The 15,316-nt window shown below is 72.9% G+C and carries 17 protein-coding genes; 8 read left to right on the top strand and 9 right to left on the bottom strand.

Going from position 1 to position 15,316, the window contains the following annotated elements; all coding sequences use genetic code 11:
- The first annotated feature begins 2 nt into the window (after positions 1 to 2).
- The gene (locus tag O3597_RS21910) at positions 3 to 626 is read left to right on the top strand and encodes a hypothetical protein (protein ID WP_164446241.1); all 624 of its coding nucleotides are present in this window, start codon (positions 3 to 5) and stop codon (positions 624 to 626) included.
- A 45-nt stretch (positions 627 to 671) separates the two neighbouring features.
- Here O3597_RS21910 and O3597_RS21905 read toward each other — a convergent pair whose 3' ends face one another.
- Both O3597_RS21905 and O3597_RS21900 read right to left on the bottom strand, forming a co-directional pair.
- Positions 672 to 1,463: an enoyl-CoA hydratase-related protein gene (locus O3597_RS21905; protein WP_164446240.1), complete on the bottom strand. Its 792-nt coding sequence runs from the start codon at positions 1,461 to 1,463 to the stop codon at positions 672 to 674.
- On the bottom strand, positions 1,460 to 2,284 hold the full coding sequence (locus O3597_RS21900; protein ID WP_164446239.1) for a PaaX family transcriptional regulator C-terminal domain-containing protein: 825 nt from the start codon (positions 2,282 to 2,284) through the stop codon (positions 1,460 to 1,462). Before O3597_RS21900 ends, O3597_RS21905 begins: the two co-directional genes overlap by 4 nt.
- Positions 2,285 to 2,474: 190 nt before the next feature.
- Between O3597_RS21900 and O3597_RS21895 the strand changes: the two genes are divergently transcribed.
- Both O3597_RS21895 and O3597_RS21890 read left to right on the top strand, forming a co-directional pair.
- Complete coding sequence (locus O3597_RS21895; protein WP_013283866.1) at positions 2,475 to 2,642, top strand: DUF3117 domain-containing protein; 168 nt, start codon at positions 2,475 to 2,477, stop codon at positions 2,640 to 2,642.
- A 150-nt stretch (positions 2,643 to 2,792) separates the two neighbouring features.
- The gene (locus O3597_RS21890; protein ID WP_281604610.1) at positions 2,793 to 4,262 is read left to right on the top strand and encodes a leucyl aminopeptidase family protein; all 1,470 of its coding nucleotides are present in this window, start codon (positions 2,793 to 2,795) and stop codon (positions 4,260 to 4,262) included.
- 84 nt (positions 4,263 to 4,346) lie between these two features.
- Here O3597_RS21890 and O3597_RS21885 read toward each other — a convergent pair whose 3' ends face one another.
- Positions 4,347 to 5,021 carry an O-methyltransferase gene (locus O3597_RS21885; protein WP_281602247.1) on the bottom strand — a complete coding sequence of 225 codons (675 nt, stop codon included), beginning with the start codon at positions 5,019 to 5,021 and terminating at the stop codon, positions 4,347 to 4,349.
- Positions 5,022 to 5,207: 186 nt separating this feature from the next.
- On the opposite strand from O3597_RS21885, the gene O3597_RS21880 reads away from it, so the two are divergent.
- Both O3597_RS21880 and O3597_RS21875 read left to right on the top strand, forming a co-directional pair.
- Complete coding sequence (locus O3597_RS21880; protein ID WP_281602246.1) at positions 5,208 to 6,527, top strand: trypsin-like peptidase domain-containing protein; 1,320 nt, start codon at positions 5,208 to 5,210, stop codon at positions 6,525 to 6,527.
- A gap of 75 nt (positions 6,528 to 6,602) precedes the next feature.
- Complete coding sequence (locus tag O3597_RS21875; protein ID WP_164446237.1) at positions 6,603 to 7,022, top strand: preprotein translocase subunit TatB; 420 nt, start codon at positions 6,603 to 6,605, stop codon at positions 7,020 to 7,022.
- A gap of 65 nt (positions 7,023 to 7,087) precedes the next feature.
- Here O3597_RS21875 and O3597_RS21870 read toward each other — a convergent pair whose 3' ends face one another.
- The 3 genes from O3597_RS21870 to O3597_RS21860 all read right to left on the bottom strand — a co-directional run bounded on the left by O3597_RS21870 (position 7,088) and on the right by O3597_RS21860 (position 10,234).
- The gene (locus O3597_RS21870; protein WP_164446236.1) at positions 7,088 to 8,236 is read right to left on the bottom strand and encodes an Mrp/NBP35 family ATP-binding protein; all 1,149 of its coding nucleotides are present in this window, start codon (positions 8,234 to 8,236) and stop codon (positions 7,088 to 7,090) included.
- Positions 8,237 to 8,301: 65 nt separating this feature from the next.
- The gene (locus O3597_RS21865) at positions 8,302 to 8,931 is read right to left on the bottom strand and encodes a DUF1003 domain-containing protein (protein WP_164446235.1); all 630 of its coding nucleotides are present in this window, start codon (positions 8,929 to 8,931) and stop codon (positions 8,302 to 8,304) included.
- Positions 8,924 to 10,234, bottom strand: a complete 1,311-nt coding sequence (locus O3597_RS21860) for a CBS domain-containing protein (RefSeq protein ID WP_281602245.1) — start codon at positions 10,232 to 10,234, stop codon at positions 8,924 to 8,926. The genes O3597_RS21865 and O3597_RS21860 overlap by 8 nt, the downstream gene beginning before the upstream one ends.
- Positions 10,235 to 10,342: 108 nt before the next feature.
- Between O3597_RS21860 and O3597_RS21855 the strand changes: the two genes are divergently transcribed.
- Both O3597_RS21855 and O3597_RS21850 read left to right on the top strand, forming a co-directional pair.
- Positions 10,343 to 11,212, top strand: coding sequence for a PhzF family phenazine biosynthesis protein (locus tag O3597_RS21855; RefSeq protein WP_164446234.1), 870 nt, complete (start codon positions 10,343 to 10,345; stop codon positions 11,210 to 11,212).
- Between the two features lie 22 nt (positions 11,213 to 11,234).
- Positions 11,235 to 11,759, top strand: coding sequence for a hypothetical protein (locus O3597_RS21850; protein WP_281602244.1), 525 nt, complete (start codon positions 11,235 to 11,237; stop codon positions 11,757 to 11,759).
- Positions 11,760 to 11,802: 43 nt separating this feature from the next.
- Here O3597_RS21850 and O3597_RS21845 read toward each other — a convergent pair whose 3' ends face one another.
- Positions 11,803 to 12,513, bottom strand: coding sequence for an HAD family hydrolase (locus tag O3597_RS21845; RefSeq protein WP_281602243.1), 711 nt, complete (start codon positions 12,511 to 12,513; stop codon positions 11,803 to 11,805).
- Positions 12,514 to 12,655: 142 nt separating this feature from the next.
- On the opposite strand from O3597_RS21845, the gene O3597_RS21840 reads away from it, so the two are divergent.
- Positions 12,656 to 13,582 (top strand): DMT family transporter, encoded by a 927-nt coding sequence (locus O3597_RS21840; protein WP_166458255.1) that lies wholly within the window; start codon positions 12,656 to 12,658, stop codon positions 13,580 to 13,582.
- Between the two features lie 15 nt (positions 13,583 to 13,597).
- On the opposite strand, the gene O3597_RS21835 is transcribed toward O3597_RS21840, so the two are convergent.
- On the bottom strand, positions 13,598 to 14,317 hold the full coding sequence (locus O3597_RS21835) for a GNAT family N-acetyltransferase (RefSeq protein WP_164446231.1): 720 nt from the start codon (positions 14,315 to 14,317) through the stop codon (positions 13,598 to 13,600).
- A 60-nt stretch (positions 14,318 to 14,377) separates the two neighbouring features.
- Complete coding sequence (locus tag O3597_RS21830) at positions 14,378 to 15,229, bottom strand: SDR family NAD(P)-dependent oxidoreductase (RefSeq protein WP_281604609.1); 852 nt, start codon at positions 15,227 to 15,229, stop codon at positions 14,378 to 14,380.
- Positions 15,230 to 15,316: the final 87 nt, after the last annotated feature.

Genomic DNA, 15,316 nt, shown 5'->3' with positions numbered 1-15,316 from the left:
GCATGACGACCGACACCGCACATCGGGTGAACGGGGCGAGCCAGGCGGACGGCACGGGCACCTGGGCCGTGCTCCTGCCCGCCGGACGGTACGACGCCGAGCGGCTCGTCCACCACGACACGCTTGAGCTGACCGGGCTGGACGGCGGCAGCCTGCCCCGCCCCGGTGACCAGGTCGCGGTGCTGGCTGACGAGCCGCCGCGGCTGGTGGCCGTGGGTCGGGTCGCCGGCCCGGCCGCCGGGCGTCCGGAGGATCCGGACGACCCGCAGTCCGACCGGGTGCCCGACACACTCGTCATCGCGTACACCCGGCGGGCCTTCGACGAGCCGGTGCCGGCCGACGCGCTGCTCCTCGGCGGGCCGGTCACCCCACTCGACGCGGCGACGTTCCGCGAGCTGGTCGACCGGCTCGGTCCGGCACCACAGCGCCGCACCTGGCTGGTCAGCCTGGACCTGCCGATCGAGGCCGACTCGCCGGCGGAGGCGGTCCGGCTGTTCTGGGCGTACGTGCAGGAACTCGGCCCCCGGGAGTTGCCGGCCTTCGTCTCTCCCTCGGGCGACGAGTTGGCCATGCAGGCGTTCGTGCTCGGCGCGGAGGCCAATCAGGACCCGGAAGAGGACGACTGACCGACCGGGTCCGCCCGGGCCGGTCCCTGATCGGCCGGCGACCGCTCAACGGCCCTCGAACGCCGGCTTCTGCTTGTTGACGAAGGCCATGGTGGCTGCCCGGTGGTCCGCGGTCGCGCCGCAGATCGCCTGCGCCTGCGCCTCGGCGGCCAGCGCGTCGGCCAGGGTGCCGGCGTCGGCGACGGAGAGCTGACGCTTGATCGCCCCGTACGCCACGGTCGGCCCGGCGGCGAGACGGGCGGCGAGTTCCTGCGCGGTGGGCAGGACCTGCTCGTCGTCGTCGGTCATCCGGTTGAGCAGCCCCAGCCGGCAGGCCTCCTCGGCGCGTACCGGCTCGGCCAGCATCAGCAGCTCGACGGCCTTGGCGTGGCCGACGAGCCGAGGCAGGGTCCACGAGGCGCCGGTGTCGGCGGCCAGCCCGACCTTGGCGAACGCCATCAGGAAGCTGGTGGACGGACCACCGATGCGGATGTCGGCCAGGAAGGCGAGGGAGGCCCCGGCCCCGGCGGCCATGCCCCGGACGGCGGCCACCACCGGCTTCGGCAGGCTCGCCAGCCGGGCGGCGATCGGGTTGTAGTGCGCCCGGACGGTGTCCAGCGGGTTGTCGTCGCCCGCCTGGAGGGTGTCGACGTGCTCGCGCAGATCCTGTCCGGCGCAGAACGACCCGCCCGCCCCGGCCAGCACCACCGCCCGGCAACCACGGTCGGACTCCAACTCGGCGAGGGTGTCCCGCAGGGCCTCCTTGAGCGCCACGTCGAGCGAGTTCATCGCCGTCGGGCGGTTCAGGGTGAGGGTGACGACGGCGTCGGTGCGGTCGACGAGCAGCGGCTCGGTCACGTCTGGCGACCCTTCTGTCGGGCTAACCGGTGTCCACCGTCGAGGCACTGCTCGACGTACCGGTCGGCGGCCGGTCGGAGCCGAGCCGCGTGGCGGTCGAAGAAGCTGGCCGCGGCGATGCCGGGCCAGCGCTCGGGCAGCAGCGCCGGTGGCAGCTGCGGATCCCGGAACAGGAAGGTACGCCATGCGTGCACCAGCCGGAACCGGGCCGCGTACGCCTCCTCGTCGCCGCTGCGGGCGGTGACGCCGGTCAGCAGCGTCCGCTGCTCGGTGACGAACTCCTCGTACGCCCGGCCGATCTCGGCCAGGTCCCAGGCCCGGCGGACCAGCCCCATCGCGCCCGGCGTGCCGGCGGCGTGCGCCGCACTGAACCGCTCGAAGCGTACGCCCGCCTCGCTGAGCAGCAGGTCGACGTCCTCGGCTGGACGGGTGGCCACCCAGGTCTGCTCGTCCAACGTGCCGTAGCCGAGGTACCGCAGGTTGGCGGCGAGGCGCTGACGGTCCCGGCGTGCGCTCGGTGCGTCCAGCACCAGCAGGTCGAAGCGCCCGTCCCAGGTGACCCGACCGGTGCGGTAGATCCGGGAGGCGGCCTCGTCGAGTCGGCGGGCCGCCTTCGGTGTGATCGAATATCCCGGTCCGGAGGCCAGCCTGGTCGGTTCGAGCCAGCCCTGGCGCACCATTCGGGAGACCGCCGTCCGTACGGCAGGTGGCGCGATCCCGAGCGGCGCCAGCAGCTTGACCAGCGCGGCAACGGGTGCGCGACCACCCCGGGGCCGGAGGTGGTCGCCGTACAGGTCGAAGAGTGCCGACCGTGCCTGCATGACCGCACATTGTGACAGGCCATCTAAGGATAAGCTAGATGCTGTTACATCAATGCTGCTTCGGTTTGGGTCCGGCGGTGTTCATCAGGGAAAATCGTCGGTCGACACCCACGTGCAAGTTGCGGGTGGTCATGGCGAAGTGGATGTGGGGCAACCCACCGACCCTGGTGTAGGTCTGAGGGGAGACAACATGGCGGCGATGAAGCCGCGGACGGGCGACGGTCCGCTGGAAGTCACCAAGGAGGGCCGGGGCATCGTCATGCGGGTCCCGCTGGAGGGCGGTGGCCGGCTCGTCGTCGAGATGACTCCCGACGAGGCGACTGCTCTCGGCGACGCGCTGAAGGCGGCCGCCGGCTGAGTGTGGCCGGTGCGTCGGCGACGCTCGTCGCCGCGGACAGTTCGTCTGGTTCCTGGCTCTGAGCCACCGGTCCCACCGGTGGCTCAGAGCCGTCACACCTTCGCGCGGGCCGACCCACCGCGCGTCCGTCTCCAGGAGGTACGGCTCCGCGTGCTCGCCATCCGTCTGACCGCCGAGCCGGAACGGCTCGACACCCTGGTCCTGCCCGTGCGGCCCGGCGCCGCCGACGACGCCCCGGCCGAGTCGGTGCCGACCGCGGTGGCCCCACCCGACGGGATCGCCGACGAGGTGGCCGCGTTGATCCCGGCGGCGCGGTTCCGGGGCCGGGCCGGTGACGTGCACACCCAGCTGCGGCCCGGGGGCGGTCCCGGGCGGCTGCTGCTGCTGCTGGGGATCGGCGCGGCCGACGAGGCGGCCTGGCGGGCGAGCGGCGCGGCGCTGGCCCGTGCCAGCAAAGATGAGACTCATGTCACACTCGCGCTGCCGAGCGGGGTGGCACCCGAGGCGGTGCGGGGACTGGCCGAAGGGCTGCTGCTGGCGTCGTACCGGTTCCGGCTGGGTGCGGACACCGACGCGCCCGCGCTTTCCGACGTCGACCTGGCGGTCACCGACCCCGAGGCGTACGAGCAGGCCGTCGAGGTGGCGCGGACCACCGCCCGGATGACCCGACTGGCCCGCGACCTCACCAACATGCCCTCCTCGGTGAAGAACCCGCAGTGGTTCGCCGAGCAGGTCACCGAGGCCGCGGCCGACCTGCCCGGGCTCACGCTGCGGGTCCGCGAGCCGGCGCAACTGGCCGCCGAGGGCTTCGGCGGCATCCTCGCCGTCGGTGGCGGATCGGCCAGCGGCCCGCGCCTGGTCGAGCTGGACTGGCATCCCGCGGAGGCCCGGACCCATGTGGTCCTGGTGGGCAAGGGCATCACCTTCGACACCGGCGGCATCTCCATCAAGCCGGTGCCGGCGATGAAGCTGATGCGCAAGGACATGGCCGGTGCCGCCGCCGTCGTGGCGGCCACCCTCGGTGCCGCCACGCTGGGCCTGCCGGTCCGGGTGACCACGCTCGCGCCGCTGGCCGAGAACATGGTCAGCGGGGCCGCGTTCCGGCCCGGCGACGTCGTGCGGCACTACGGCGGGATGACCAGCGAGACGACGAACTCCGATGCCGAGGGACGGCTGGTGCTCGCCGACGCGCTGGCGTACGCCGTCCAGGAACTCAAGCCCGACCTGCTCGTCGACCTGGCCACCCTGACCGGCGCCAACGCGGTGGCGCTGGGCACCCGCACCGGCGCCCTCTACAGCGACAACGACCAGCTCGCCGAGGACCTGCTGGCGGCCATCAGGTCGGCCGGTGAGTCGGCCTGGCGGATGCCGCTGCCCGCCGACTACGTCGAGCACCTCGGCAGCGACCTGGCCGACCTGCACAGCGCGCCGACGCAGGGCGGCGGTTCCGTGCTGGCCGCGCTCTACCTGCGGGAGTTCACCGGCGACCTGGCCGACCGTTGGCTGCACATCGACATGTCCGCACCCTCCTGGTGCGAACGCAACGACGCGGAGCTGACCCGGGGCGCGACCGGCTGGGGCGTACGCGGGCTGCTGCGCTGGCTGGCTGCGCTGGACTGACGGTGTGCGGGGCGCGGCCGGCTGACCCCGCAGCCGGCCGCTCGGTACCGCTGCCGGCCCGCCAGCGCGGCCGGGTGCCTCGGCTCAGCAGCGCACTGCGGCCAGCAGCCCGTGGCCGACCGGCAGCAGCGCCGGAATCCAGTGCTCCGACTCGCGGATGGCCTTCACCGTCTCGCGCACCATCACCGTCTCCGCATCCCGGGCGGCCGGGTCGCCGATCCGGCCGCCGGCCAGCGCACCGTTGAGCACCAGCACGCCGCCCGGCCGCAGCAGGCGCAACGCGGCGTCCACGCAGGCGGTGAAGCCGGTCACCTCGGCGTCGACGAAGACCAGGTCGTACGCGCCGTCGGCGAGCCGGGGCAGGACGTCCAGCGCCCGGCCGGTGATGATCCGGGTGCGGCCGGAGACGAAGCCGGCCTCGGCGAAGATGCGCCGGGCGATCCGCTGATGCTCCACCTCGACGTCGATGGTGGTGAGCACCCCGTCGGCCCGCATCCCGCGCAGCAGCCACACCCCGCTGACGCCGGTGCCGGTGCCGACCTCGACCACCGCGCGGGCGTTGCCGGCGGCGGCGAGCAGGCGCAACGCGGCACCCGCGCCTGCGGTGACCGCGTCCAGGCCGACCTCGCGGGCGAGGCTGCGGGCGGTCCGCAGGACGAGGTCCTCGGTGACGTACGACTCGGCGAACTGCAGGGCCGGGTTCGTCGAACTGCCGGAACCGGCGACCGTGGCGATGGGGCACCTCCGGGCGACGAGCATGATGCGCAGGGCGGTTGGGCACTGTGACTCTAAAGGCGGCCAGCTCTGAGCGCAGCGGCGCATCCACCCGCGGTGACAACCGCTGACCCGGCGCGGCGCATCCGTGCAATCCTGGAAGCGGTGTCCCGTAGCCCGCGCCGGACCGCGGACGCGTGGACACCGGGGGACGGGAGTGGGAGGCACCGAGTGACCGACGGCTGGGACTGGCGCCAGCCCGGCGTAGGCGGAGCACCGGCCGGGCATCCGACGGCCGGACATCCGCCGGCCGGTGGACCGGCGACACCGCAGGACAGCGGCCATGCCGGGTCGCCGTGGTGGTCCGACGCGCTCGCCGATCCGTGGCGGGACCCGCACGCACCGGCGGCGGTGGTGCTGCCCGCGGCACCGGTCGTCGGCAGCGAACCGGAACCGGTCGTCGATCCCGACGCGCCTGGCCGGCCGAGACTCCAGCAACTGCTGCTCATCCCGCTGGTGACCGCCCTGCTCGCCGGCGCGCTCGGTGGTGCCCTGGGCTACGCCTTCGCGATCCGTGGCGGCGCCGGTGCGACGGTGCTGGGCGCGGTCCCCGGTGCGGCGCCCACGCTCGCCCAACGCCCGCCGGAATCGCTGGCCGGCGTCGCCGAGCGGGTGCTGCCCAGCGTGGTCACCGTCCGGGTCGCCGGCCTGGGTGGCACCAGCGAGGGCTCAGGCTTCATCGCCAGTGCCGACGGGCATGTGATCACGAACGACCACGTGGTGGCCGGCGGCACCGGGAAGGCGTCGGTCATCTTCAACGACGGCAGCTCGGCGTCCGCGACGGTGGTGGGACAGGACGCGGAGTCCGACATCGCGGTGATCAAGGTCTCCCGCACCGGGCTGCGCCCGGTCGAGTTCGGCGACTCCGACGCCCTGGCCGTCGGCGACCCGGTGCTGGCGATGGGCTCCCCGCTGTCATTGGCGAACACGGTCACCGCGGGCATCGTCAGCGCCCTGGACCGGACGATGCACGCCGGTGAGCCGGGCGGACCGACGCGCTACTACGCCGCGATCCAGACGGACGCCGCAGTCAACCACGGCAACTCGGGCGGCCCGCTCGTCGATGCGGCGGGACGGGTCATCGGCGTCAACTCCACGATCAAGTCGCTGGTCGCCGAGGGTCAGGAGGCCGGCAACATCGGCCTTGCCTTCGCGATCCCGATCAACCAGGCGAAAAGGATCACCCAGGACATCATCGGCACCGGTAAGGCCCGCCGTACGGTGATCGGCGCCCAGGTGGGTGGGCCCGGCTCGGGCACCAACGGTGCCGGCGTACGCCTCGCGACGGTCGAGCCGTCCGGCCCGGCCGCCGGTGCGGGACTGCGCGCCGGTGACGTGATCCTGAAGCTCAACGGTCGTCCGATGACCGAGCCGACCGACCTCATCGCCCTGGTCCGCAAGTACGCGCCCGGCTCGGTGGTGACCGTCGAGTACCGCCGGGGTTCGACCCGACAGAACGCCTCGGTCACCCTCGCCGCGGACGCGAAGTGACCCCTCACCCTCTTCTGGCAGCGGCACCGACGTGCGTACTCTGGCTGCGGTAGCCGGGGGAAAGGGGGACCGAGGGTGTTCGAGAACCTGAACGTGTGGGAGGTCGGAGCGCTGCTGCTGCTGGCGCTGCTGATCTTCGGCGACCGGCTGCCGGCGGTGATCAGTGACGGGCTGCGGATGGTGCGCAACCTGCGCACCATGGCCCGCAGTGCCACCACCGACCTGAGCAAGGAACTGGGCACCGACATCCAGTTGGAGGACCTGCACCCCAAGGCGTTCATCCGCAAGCATCTGCTCAGCGAGGAGGACGAGCAGGCGATCCGGAAGCCGCTTCAGGGCGTCTACGACGGTCTCCGCGCCGATGTCACCGGCGTGCACGACGAACTCAAGGATGTCGCGAACGCGGCCGACCCACGCCGGCCCGGCCCGCCCCCGGCGAGCACCACCAGCCCGGTGCCGGCCCCCCGCGCGGTCAGCTACGACGACGTCACCTGACCGCCGCCGCGACAGGCGGCCTCAGCGCACGACCGGGTCCGGCCGGGCGAGGTGTGGACCGGCGCTCAGCGTCCGGTCGGCTTGAGGCCCAGCGGCTTGCCGAGCAGGGACTCGCGACGCAGCGCGAGCCGGTCGGCGACCTGACCCAGCGCCTTCGAGGCCGGAGAATCCGGCTCGGCGAGCACGATCGGGTTGCCCTCGTCGCCCGCCTCCCGGACCCGGGTGTCCAGCGGCACCTGACCCAGCAGCGGCACCGACGCGCCGATCGTCTGGGTCAGCGAATCCGCCACCGTCTGGCCGCCGCCGGCACCGAAGATCTCCATCCGGGAGCCGTCAGGCAGCTCCAGCCAGGACATGTTCTCGATCACACCGACCACCCGCTGGTGGGTCTGCAACGCGATCGCGCCCGCCCGCTCGGCGACCTCCGCCGCGGCGGCCTGAGGGGTGGTGACCACCAGGATCTCGGCGTTCGGCAGCAGTTGGGCCAGCGAGATCGCCACGTCGCCGGTGCCCGGGGGAAGGTCGAGCAGCAGGACGTCGAGGTCACCCCAGTAGACGTCGGCGAGGAACTGCTGCAACGCTCGGTGCAGCATCGGACCCCGCCAGACCACGGCGGCGTTGCCGGCGGTGAACATCCCGATCGAGATGACCTTCACCCCGTGCGCCTGCGGCGGCATGATCATGTCTTCGACCCGGGTGGGTCGGCCGTCCGCACCGAGCATCCGCGGCACCGAGTGCCCGTAGATGTCCGCGTCCACCACGCCGACGGACAGACCCCGGGCGGCCAGGGCGGCGGCCAGGTTGACCGTCACGCTGGACTTGCCGACACCGCCCTTGCCGCTGGCCACCGCGTACACCCGGGTACGGGAGCCGGGCTGGGCGAACGGGATCACCGGTTCCTCGGTAGCGCCGCCGCCGCGCAGCTTCGCCTGGAGCTCCTGGCGCTGCTCGGTGCTCATCACCCCGAACTCGATCTCGACGCCGCTGACCCCGCTCACCGCGCCCACGGCCGCGGTGATGTCCGAACGGAGCTTGTCCTTCAGCGGGCAACCGGCCACGGTCAGCAGCAACTCGACCCGGACCACGCCGTCCTCGCCGACCTCGGCGGAACGCACCATGCCGAGTTCGGTGATCGGCCGGCGGATCTCCGGGTCGTTGACGGTGGCCAGGGCGGCCAGGACGGCGTCGTTGACGGTGCTGACGGGAGCTGACATGCCCGTAATGCTACGTCGGCGGCGGGCTGTCACCGGTGCCGGTGACAGCGGTGTGAGCGAGTCGATCAGCTCTCCGGGCGGTGGGAGGCCGCCGGGTCGTGACGACCGTCACCCGGTTGGTCGCCGTCCACCTCGTCGCGGGGCTCGTCCAGCCCCTCACCACCGGCCCGGACGGCCGGGTCGTCCCGGTGCCGGCGCCCCAGCCGCTGTCGCCGCTGCGCCGCCTCGTCCAGCTCCTCGGCGAGCCGGGCCAACTCGGAGCGGACGAAGTCCCGGGTGGCCACCTCGCCGAGTGCGATCCGCAGTGCGGCGATCTCCCGGGCCAGGTACTCCGTGTCGGCCTTCTGCATGGTCGCCCGGCGTCGGTCCTCCTCCATCGCCACCCGATCGCGGTCGGCCTGACGGTTCTGTGCCAGCAGGATCAGCGGCGCCGCGTACGAGGCCTGGATGGAGAGCACCAGGGTGAGGAAGGTGAAGGTGTACGGGTCGAAGCGCATTCCCGCCGGGGCGAGAGTGTTCCAGAGGAACCATGCGCTGATCACCAGCGTCATGTAGACGATGAAGTTCGCCGTACCCATGCCACGGGCGATGCCCTCGGCCCAGCGTCCGAACGTCTCCTGGTCCACCCGGGGCAGCTTGAAGCCCCGGGGCTCCCGCGGTAGGTCGAGCCGTTCCGTGCGCCGCTGCTCAGTCATGACCACCGTCCGTCGCCGGGTCCGGAACGGCCGGGGTCGTCGCACCGTTCGGTAGGCCGCTCGACGCGCCGTCCCGGTCCCGCCAGTCCCGAGGCAGCGAGTGGTCCAGCACGTCGTCGACGGTGACGGCACCCACCAGCCGGTTGTTCCGGTCGATCACCGGCATGGCCACCAGATCGTAGGTGGCCATCCGGCGGGTGATCTCCGGCAGTGGGGTGGTCGGACGCAGCGGATCGATGTCGTTGACCACCACCCCGCCGAGCAGATCGGCCGGGGGTTCGCGGAGCAGCCGCTGGAAGTGCACCATGCCCAGGTAGCGGCCGGTGGGGGTGGCCATCGGCGCCCGGGCCACGAACACCTGCGCGGCCACCGCCGGGGAGAGCTGGGGCTCCCTGATCCGCGCGAGGGCCTCCGCCACCGTCGCGTCCGGGGGCAGGATGACCGGTTCGGAGGTCATCACGCTGCCCGCCGTGCCCGGCGTGTACTTGAGCAACTGCCGCACCGAATCGGCCTCGTCCGGCTCCATCAGGTCGAGCAGTACGTCCTGTTCCGGCGGCGGCAGCTCGCCGAGCAGATCGGCGGCGTCGTCCGGGTCCATCTCCTCCAGGATGTCGGCGGCCCGCTCGCGGTCCAGCGCGGCGAGGATCTCCACCTGGTCGTGCTCGGGCAGCTCGCTGAGCACGTCGGCGAGCCGCTGGTCGTCCAGGGCAGCCGCGACCTCGTTGCGCCGGGCGTCGGGCAGGTCCTGGAGCGCGTTGGCCAGGTCCGCCGGACGCATGTCCTCCAGCACGGCGAGCAGGTTGGCGGTGCCCCGGGTCTCCGCCACCCCGCTGAGCCCGCGTACCTGGTTCCACTCGACCTGGTGCAGGTGGCCCCGGCGAGCCAACCGGCCGGTCTGCTCGCGGACCGCCACCCGGGTCAGCGACCACTCGCCGCCACGACTGCACTCCATCGCCACGTCGACCACCGACGCGGCCCGGCCCTCCGGCGCGACCTGAACCCGGCGGTCCAGCAGTTCCTGAAGGACGAGCAACTCGTTCGGGCGCTTCTCGAACCGGCGCAGGTTCAACGTGCCACTGCCCAGCACGATGGCGTCGGCGTCGATCGAGGTGATCCGGTTGATGGAGAGGAAGATCCGCCGGCGCATCGGCATCTCGGCGACCAGACCGACGACCTCGGGCGGCCGTTGGCTCGCGCGCAGCCGGGCCACCGCGTCGCGTACCCGGCCCACCTGATCGCCGTTGGGGTCGAAGACAGCGACTCCGGAAAGTCGGGCGATGTACACCCGGGTCGGCGTGCTCACGGGCACCAGCCTAGGTGGTATGTCGACGCCCCGGCCGACGATGCTCCAGGGGCGGCACGGCCGGGCAGTGACCCGGACATACGCCGCGAGGGCCTAGTGTTTATCAACATGTCGACCTTGGCTTACGAGATCGTGGACGTCTTCACCGACCGTCCGTACGCCGGGAACCCCCTCGCGGTGGTCTTCGGCGCCGACGGGCTGGCGACCGACCAGATGCAGGCTCTGGCGCGCGAGTTCAACCTCTCGGAGACGGTCTTCGTGCTGCCCGCCACCCAGGTCGGTGCCACCTACCGGGCGCGGATCTTCACGCCGGTCGACGAACTGCCGTTCGCCGGTCACCCGAGCGTCGGCGCTGCGGTCACCGCCGCTCGCCGAGGCCTCTTTCCGATCGGGCAGGTCAACCAGGAGTGCGGTGCCGGGGTGCTGCCGATCGAGGTGAGCGAGGGTGCCGCCACCCTCACCGGCGGCAGCCCCACCCTCGGACCCGAACTGGAGCCGGAGCCGCTGCTGGAGATGACCGGGCTCGGCGCCGAGGACCACCTCGGCCCGGCGCCACGGGTCGCCGGCTGCGGCCTGGAGTTCCCGTTCCTGCCGGTACGCCCCGACGCCCTGGCCCGGGCCCGGGTGGACCCGGTGGCGGCCGGGCGGTACGGCATCGAGCATGTCAGCGTCTTCTCCTGGAACCCCGCGACCCAAACCGCGCACGCCCGGGTCTTCGTCCCCGGACTCGGCGTACCCGAGGACCCGGCGACCGGGTCGGCCGCGCTCGGTCTCGGAGTGTGGCTGGTCGCCAGCGGCCTGTTGCCCGGCGAGGGACGATCGTCGTACACCGTCCGGCAGGGCGTCGAGATGGGTCGACCGGCCTCGCTGGCCTGCACCGTGACCGCGGCCGGCGGCGCGGCGGTCGGCGCGAGCGTCGCCGGTCAGGTGATGCCGGTGGCACGCGGGGAGATCCTCGTCCCGCCCTTCGTCGGCTGACGGCCGACGCCGACCGGCCCGGATGCGAGAGGATGCCCCGGTGACCGACGAGCCCGAGAACCACCCACTGGTCGACGAGGCGATGAAGAAGGCCTCGGTGGCCTGGGTCGCGGTGGCCGGCGACCCGCCGCTGGCCCTGTGGTGCGTACCCCTGGAGGCCGCGCTGTTCGTGGTCAGCGGCCCCGGGGAGCAGTCCGCGCCGGGCCTGGCCGAGGCGGACGAGGCCCAGGTGACGCAGCGCGGTGATCACGGTGGCCGGATCGTCACCTGGCCGGCGCGGGTCAGTCGGGTGGCACCCGGCACCGAGCAGTGGGACACGCTCGCCCCGTTGGTGGCGGCCAAACGGCTCAACGCGCCCGGACCCACCACGGAGCTCGTCGCCCGCTGGGCCGCCGACGGATGCGCCCTGGTGCGGCTCGCGCCGACCGGCCAGCCGGCGCACGGTGCCGAGTTGCCGTCCGGCTCGCTGGCCGAGCAGCCCCGGCCGACGCCGGCGGTGCGCGCCACCCGACGGCCGTTCCGGCTGCACCGCGTCCGGCGGCGCTGACCAACCTCGTCCGAGGAGACGCCGGCCCGGGCTGGCTGCGTGGCTACGCGGGTGCGCCGACCGGGCTGGGGGCCTCGTCGAGCAGGTCGACGACCTCGCAGAGGGACTTCAGGGTCCGGCCGGCCCAGTCGACGTCGAGGTTGAACACCAGGTGGTCGGCGAGATCGGGTGCGGCGAGCCGGACCGCGCTCAGGCCGGCGCGCTGCGCACCGGTCAACTCCTGGCTGCCGCCGTCACCGACGTAGAGACAGTCTGCTGGCGGCAGGCCCAGCCGCGCACAGGCGGCCAGGTACAGGCTCGCGTCCGGCTTGCATCGCCCCGCCTGCACCGAGAACACCCGGACGTCGAGCAGCGGGGCGATCGCCAGCTCCGGCAGGAACGTCGGCAGCTCGTGGGTGCAGTCACTGATCACGCCGGTCCGCACGCCCCGCCGCCGCAGCGCCCGCAGGGTCGGCACGGCCTCGTCCCGTAACCGGGTGTCCGCGCGTACGGCCTGGTGTCGGGCAACGGCGGCAGCTCGCAACGCCTCCGCCGAAGGGTGTACGCCGGCCTGTTCGCACACCCAGCGCAGGGTCCCCTCGACCGTGCCGAAGCGCCCGCTGGCGCGTTCGTAGAAGCTGCGGTCGAGCACCTCGACAAAGGTGTCCGGCGGGCAGCCGAGCAGTTCGGCGGTGCTGAGGTGACCTTCGCCGCGCTGAACCGGACGGGTCAACGTGCCGAAGAAGTCGAACAGCACCGCCCGGAACGTGGGCATGGAAACCGACTCCGGGCGGAAGGGGGAGCCTGGGCGAGGACGCGCATGATCGTAACCGAACGCTGACGGAAAGTGGTGCCCCTGCGACGTGTGAAGATTGCACCTCGTGGTCACCGAACCTCATCGTCCGCCGCTCGACCTGATGACCGGCGCGGCCCTCGCCGTCGCCGTCTTCGCCGTCTCGTCGTCCGCGCCGCTCATCGCGTTCGCCGCCGCACCCGCCCTGGCGGTCGCCTTCTGGCGCAACATGCTGGCCGTCGCGGTGCTGAGTCCGTTCGCGCTGACCCGCCGACGGTCCGAGTTCCGCTTCGTCACCAGTGGCGCGGGTCGCCGGGAGGGCATGTTCTGCGTCCTCTCCGGGATGGCGCTGGCGGCGCATTTCGCCGCCTGGATGCCGAGTGCGAAGCTCACCTCGGTGGCTGCGGCAACGGCGCTGGTGGCCACCCAGCCGGTCTGGCAGGGGCTGATCGCCCGGGCGCAGGGCCGCCGGTTGCCGGTGGGTGTCTGGGCCGGCATCGGGGTGGCCGTGGTCGGGGCGGTGCTGGCGACCGGGGCCGACTTCACCGTCTCGGGTCAGGCCTTCACCGGCGATCTGCTGGCGCTGGCCGGTGGGCTGTTCGCGGCGGTGTACACCGCGCTGGGTGAACGGGCCCGGGTCACCGTCAGCAACGCCACCTACACCACCATCTGCTACGGCGTGTGCGGTCTGATCCTGCTGGTGGTCTGTCTCGTCGGCCGGGTGCCGCTCAGTGGCTTCGACACCGGCACCTGGCTGGCCGTGCTCGCCCTGGTCGGCGGGGCACAGCTGCTCGGCCACTCGATGTTCAGCTACGCGCTGCGGCGGGTATCGGCCACCACGGTGAGCGTACTGATCCTGCTGGAGGCACCCGGCGCGGCGCTGATCGGCTGGGCGTGGCTGGGTCAGCTGCCCGACCCGGTGACCCTGCCCGGCCTGTCGCTGTTGCTGGTCGGGGTGGCCGTGGTGGTGTTGTCCAGCGCCCGCACGGCCCGGCGTGCGACACGGGTCAGCACGGCGGTGCCGGCGGACGCCGCTCCGGTCCGCGACTGACGCCGACCCCGCCGGTCACACCTCGTGTACCTCAAGCACCCGGGTCTGCGGGGCGGCCTCGCCGAGCGCCAGCCGCAGTGCGATCCGCTCCGGATCGGCCAGGTACGTCTCGTATCCGGCCCGGGTGTCGAACCGGATGACGTGCACCTCGGTACCCCCGTCACCGGTGCGCAGCCGGCGTTCCAGCCGTCCGCCGTGGCGTGGCAGCAGCGCCAGCACGGTGTCCTCGTACCGTTGCCCGGCCTCGACCGCGCCGTCGGGAAGCTCCACCAGAGCGACCAGGCGCACCGCGGCGGCCGGGTCGCTGACCAGCGACTTCCAGAACTGGTGGTCGACGTGACCACCGGGGATGCCCTCCCGGCGACCCGTGTCCAGGTAGCCGTGCCGGCGGTAGAAGCCCGGCGCCTGGAACGAGAACGAGGCGACCGAGACCTCGGTGCAGCCGCGCCGTCGGGCCTCCTGCTCGGCCGCCGCCAGCAGCCGACCGCCCCAGCCTTCGCCACGGCGATCCGCGCGGACCCAGACCATGTTGATCCCGGCACAGCCGCCCCAGCTCCATCCGGTGAGCCCGGCCATCAGCTCGCCGGCGGCGTCGGTGACCCGGACGGACAGCGCCGCCTCGTCGGTGGCGCCGGTGGCCCGCTGGTTGAAGCTGGTCAGCTCCGCGTCCAACCGGGCGGCCAGTTCCTCATCCTTGCCCAGCACTTGCAGGTTGACGCCCTCGGCGACGGTCATGGCGCGGAGTATCGCAATGTTTCCCGACCGGGGCGACCCGGTTGCCCGCCCGATGCGACCTCAGGCCGGGCGCCCCGGGTGGCTCGGCCCGTCCGGGATCCCCACCGCGGCGGCGCTGGCCGACCAGAGTCGCGCCGCGAGCCGCGGGTCGGCCGCCTTGGGCCACGGGCGGCGTGGCCGGCAGTCGAAGTAGTAACCACCGCTTGTCAACCGGGAGCGGTCCTGGTTGGCGAGCCAGACCAGCGTCTGGGCGCCCTTGGCCGGGCTGCGGAACGGCAGCAGACGCATGCCCAGGGCGACCACCCGACTCTCGTTGCCGAACCGGGTCCGCACCACCCCGGGATGGAAGCAGTACGAGTCGACCTGCGGCCACCTCCGGGCCGCCTCCGCGGTGAACAGGATGTTCGCCTGCTTGCTGGTGCCGTACGCGGACATCGGTCGGTAACGGCGCAGCGGCGCGTTGAGGTCGTCCGGATCGAGGGTGCCGCTGCGGTGCGCGCCGGAGGCGGTCACCACCATGCGGCGTACCCGGTCGGCCAGCAGGTTGCTGAGCAGGAAGGGCGCCAGGTGGTTGGCCTGGACGGACAGCTCGAAACCGTCGACGGTGGTGACCGGCTGGAGCACGATCGCGCCGGCGTTGTTGGCCAGCACGTCGATCCGGTCGTACGCGGCGCGCAGCCGCTCGGCCAACTGCCGGACGTCGTCGAGGGCGGCGAAATCGGCACGGAACACCTCGGGCCGCTCCCCGGACGCCTCGCGTACCTCGTCCGCGGCGGCTCGCAGTCGGGCCGGGTCCCGGCCGACCAGGACCACCCGGTCGCCCCGGCAGGCCAGCTTGGTGGCGGCGGCCAATCCGATGCCGGAGCTGGCCCCGGTGATCACGACCAGTCGACGGTCAGTGACATCTTCCACAGGTCCATTCACCGCGGTCACGGCACGAGGTTACCGTGGCGTCACAAGCACCTTTGGAAGATCGTCGAGTCAGGGGCGGCGCTGTGG

The sequence above is a fragment of the Verrucosispora sp. WMMA2044 genome, assembly GCF_027497155.1.
GTDB lineage: Bacteria > Actinomycetota > Actinomycetes > Mycobacteriales > Micromonosporaceae > Micromonospora > Micromonospora palythoicola.
The sequence above is the reverse complement of the archived record's forward strand: the minus strand, read 5'-3'. Positions and strand labels throughout refer to the sequence as shown.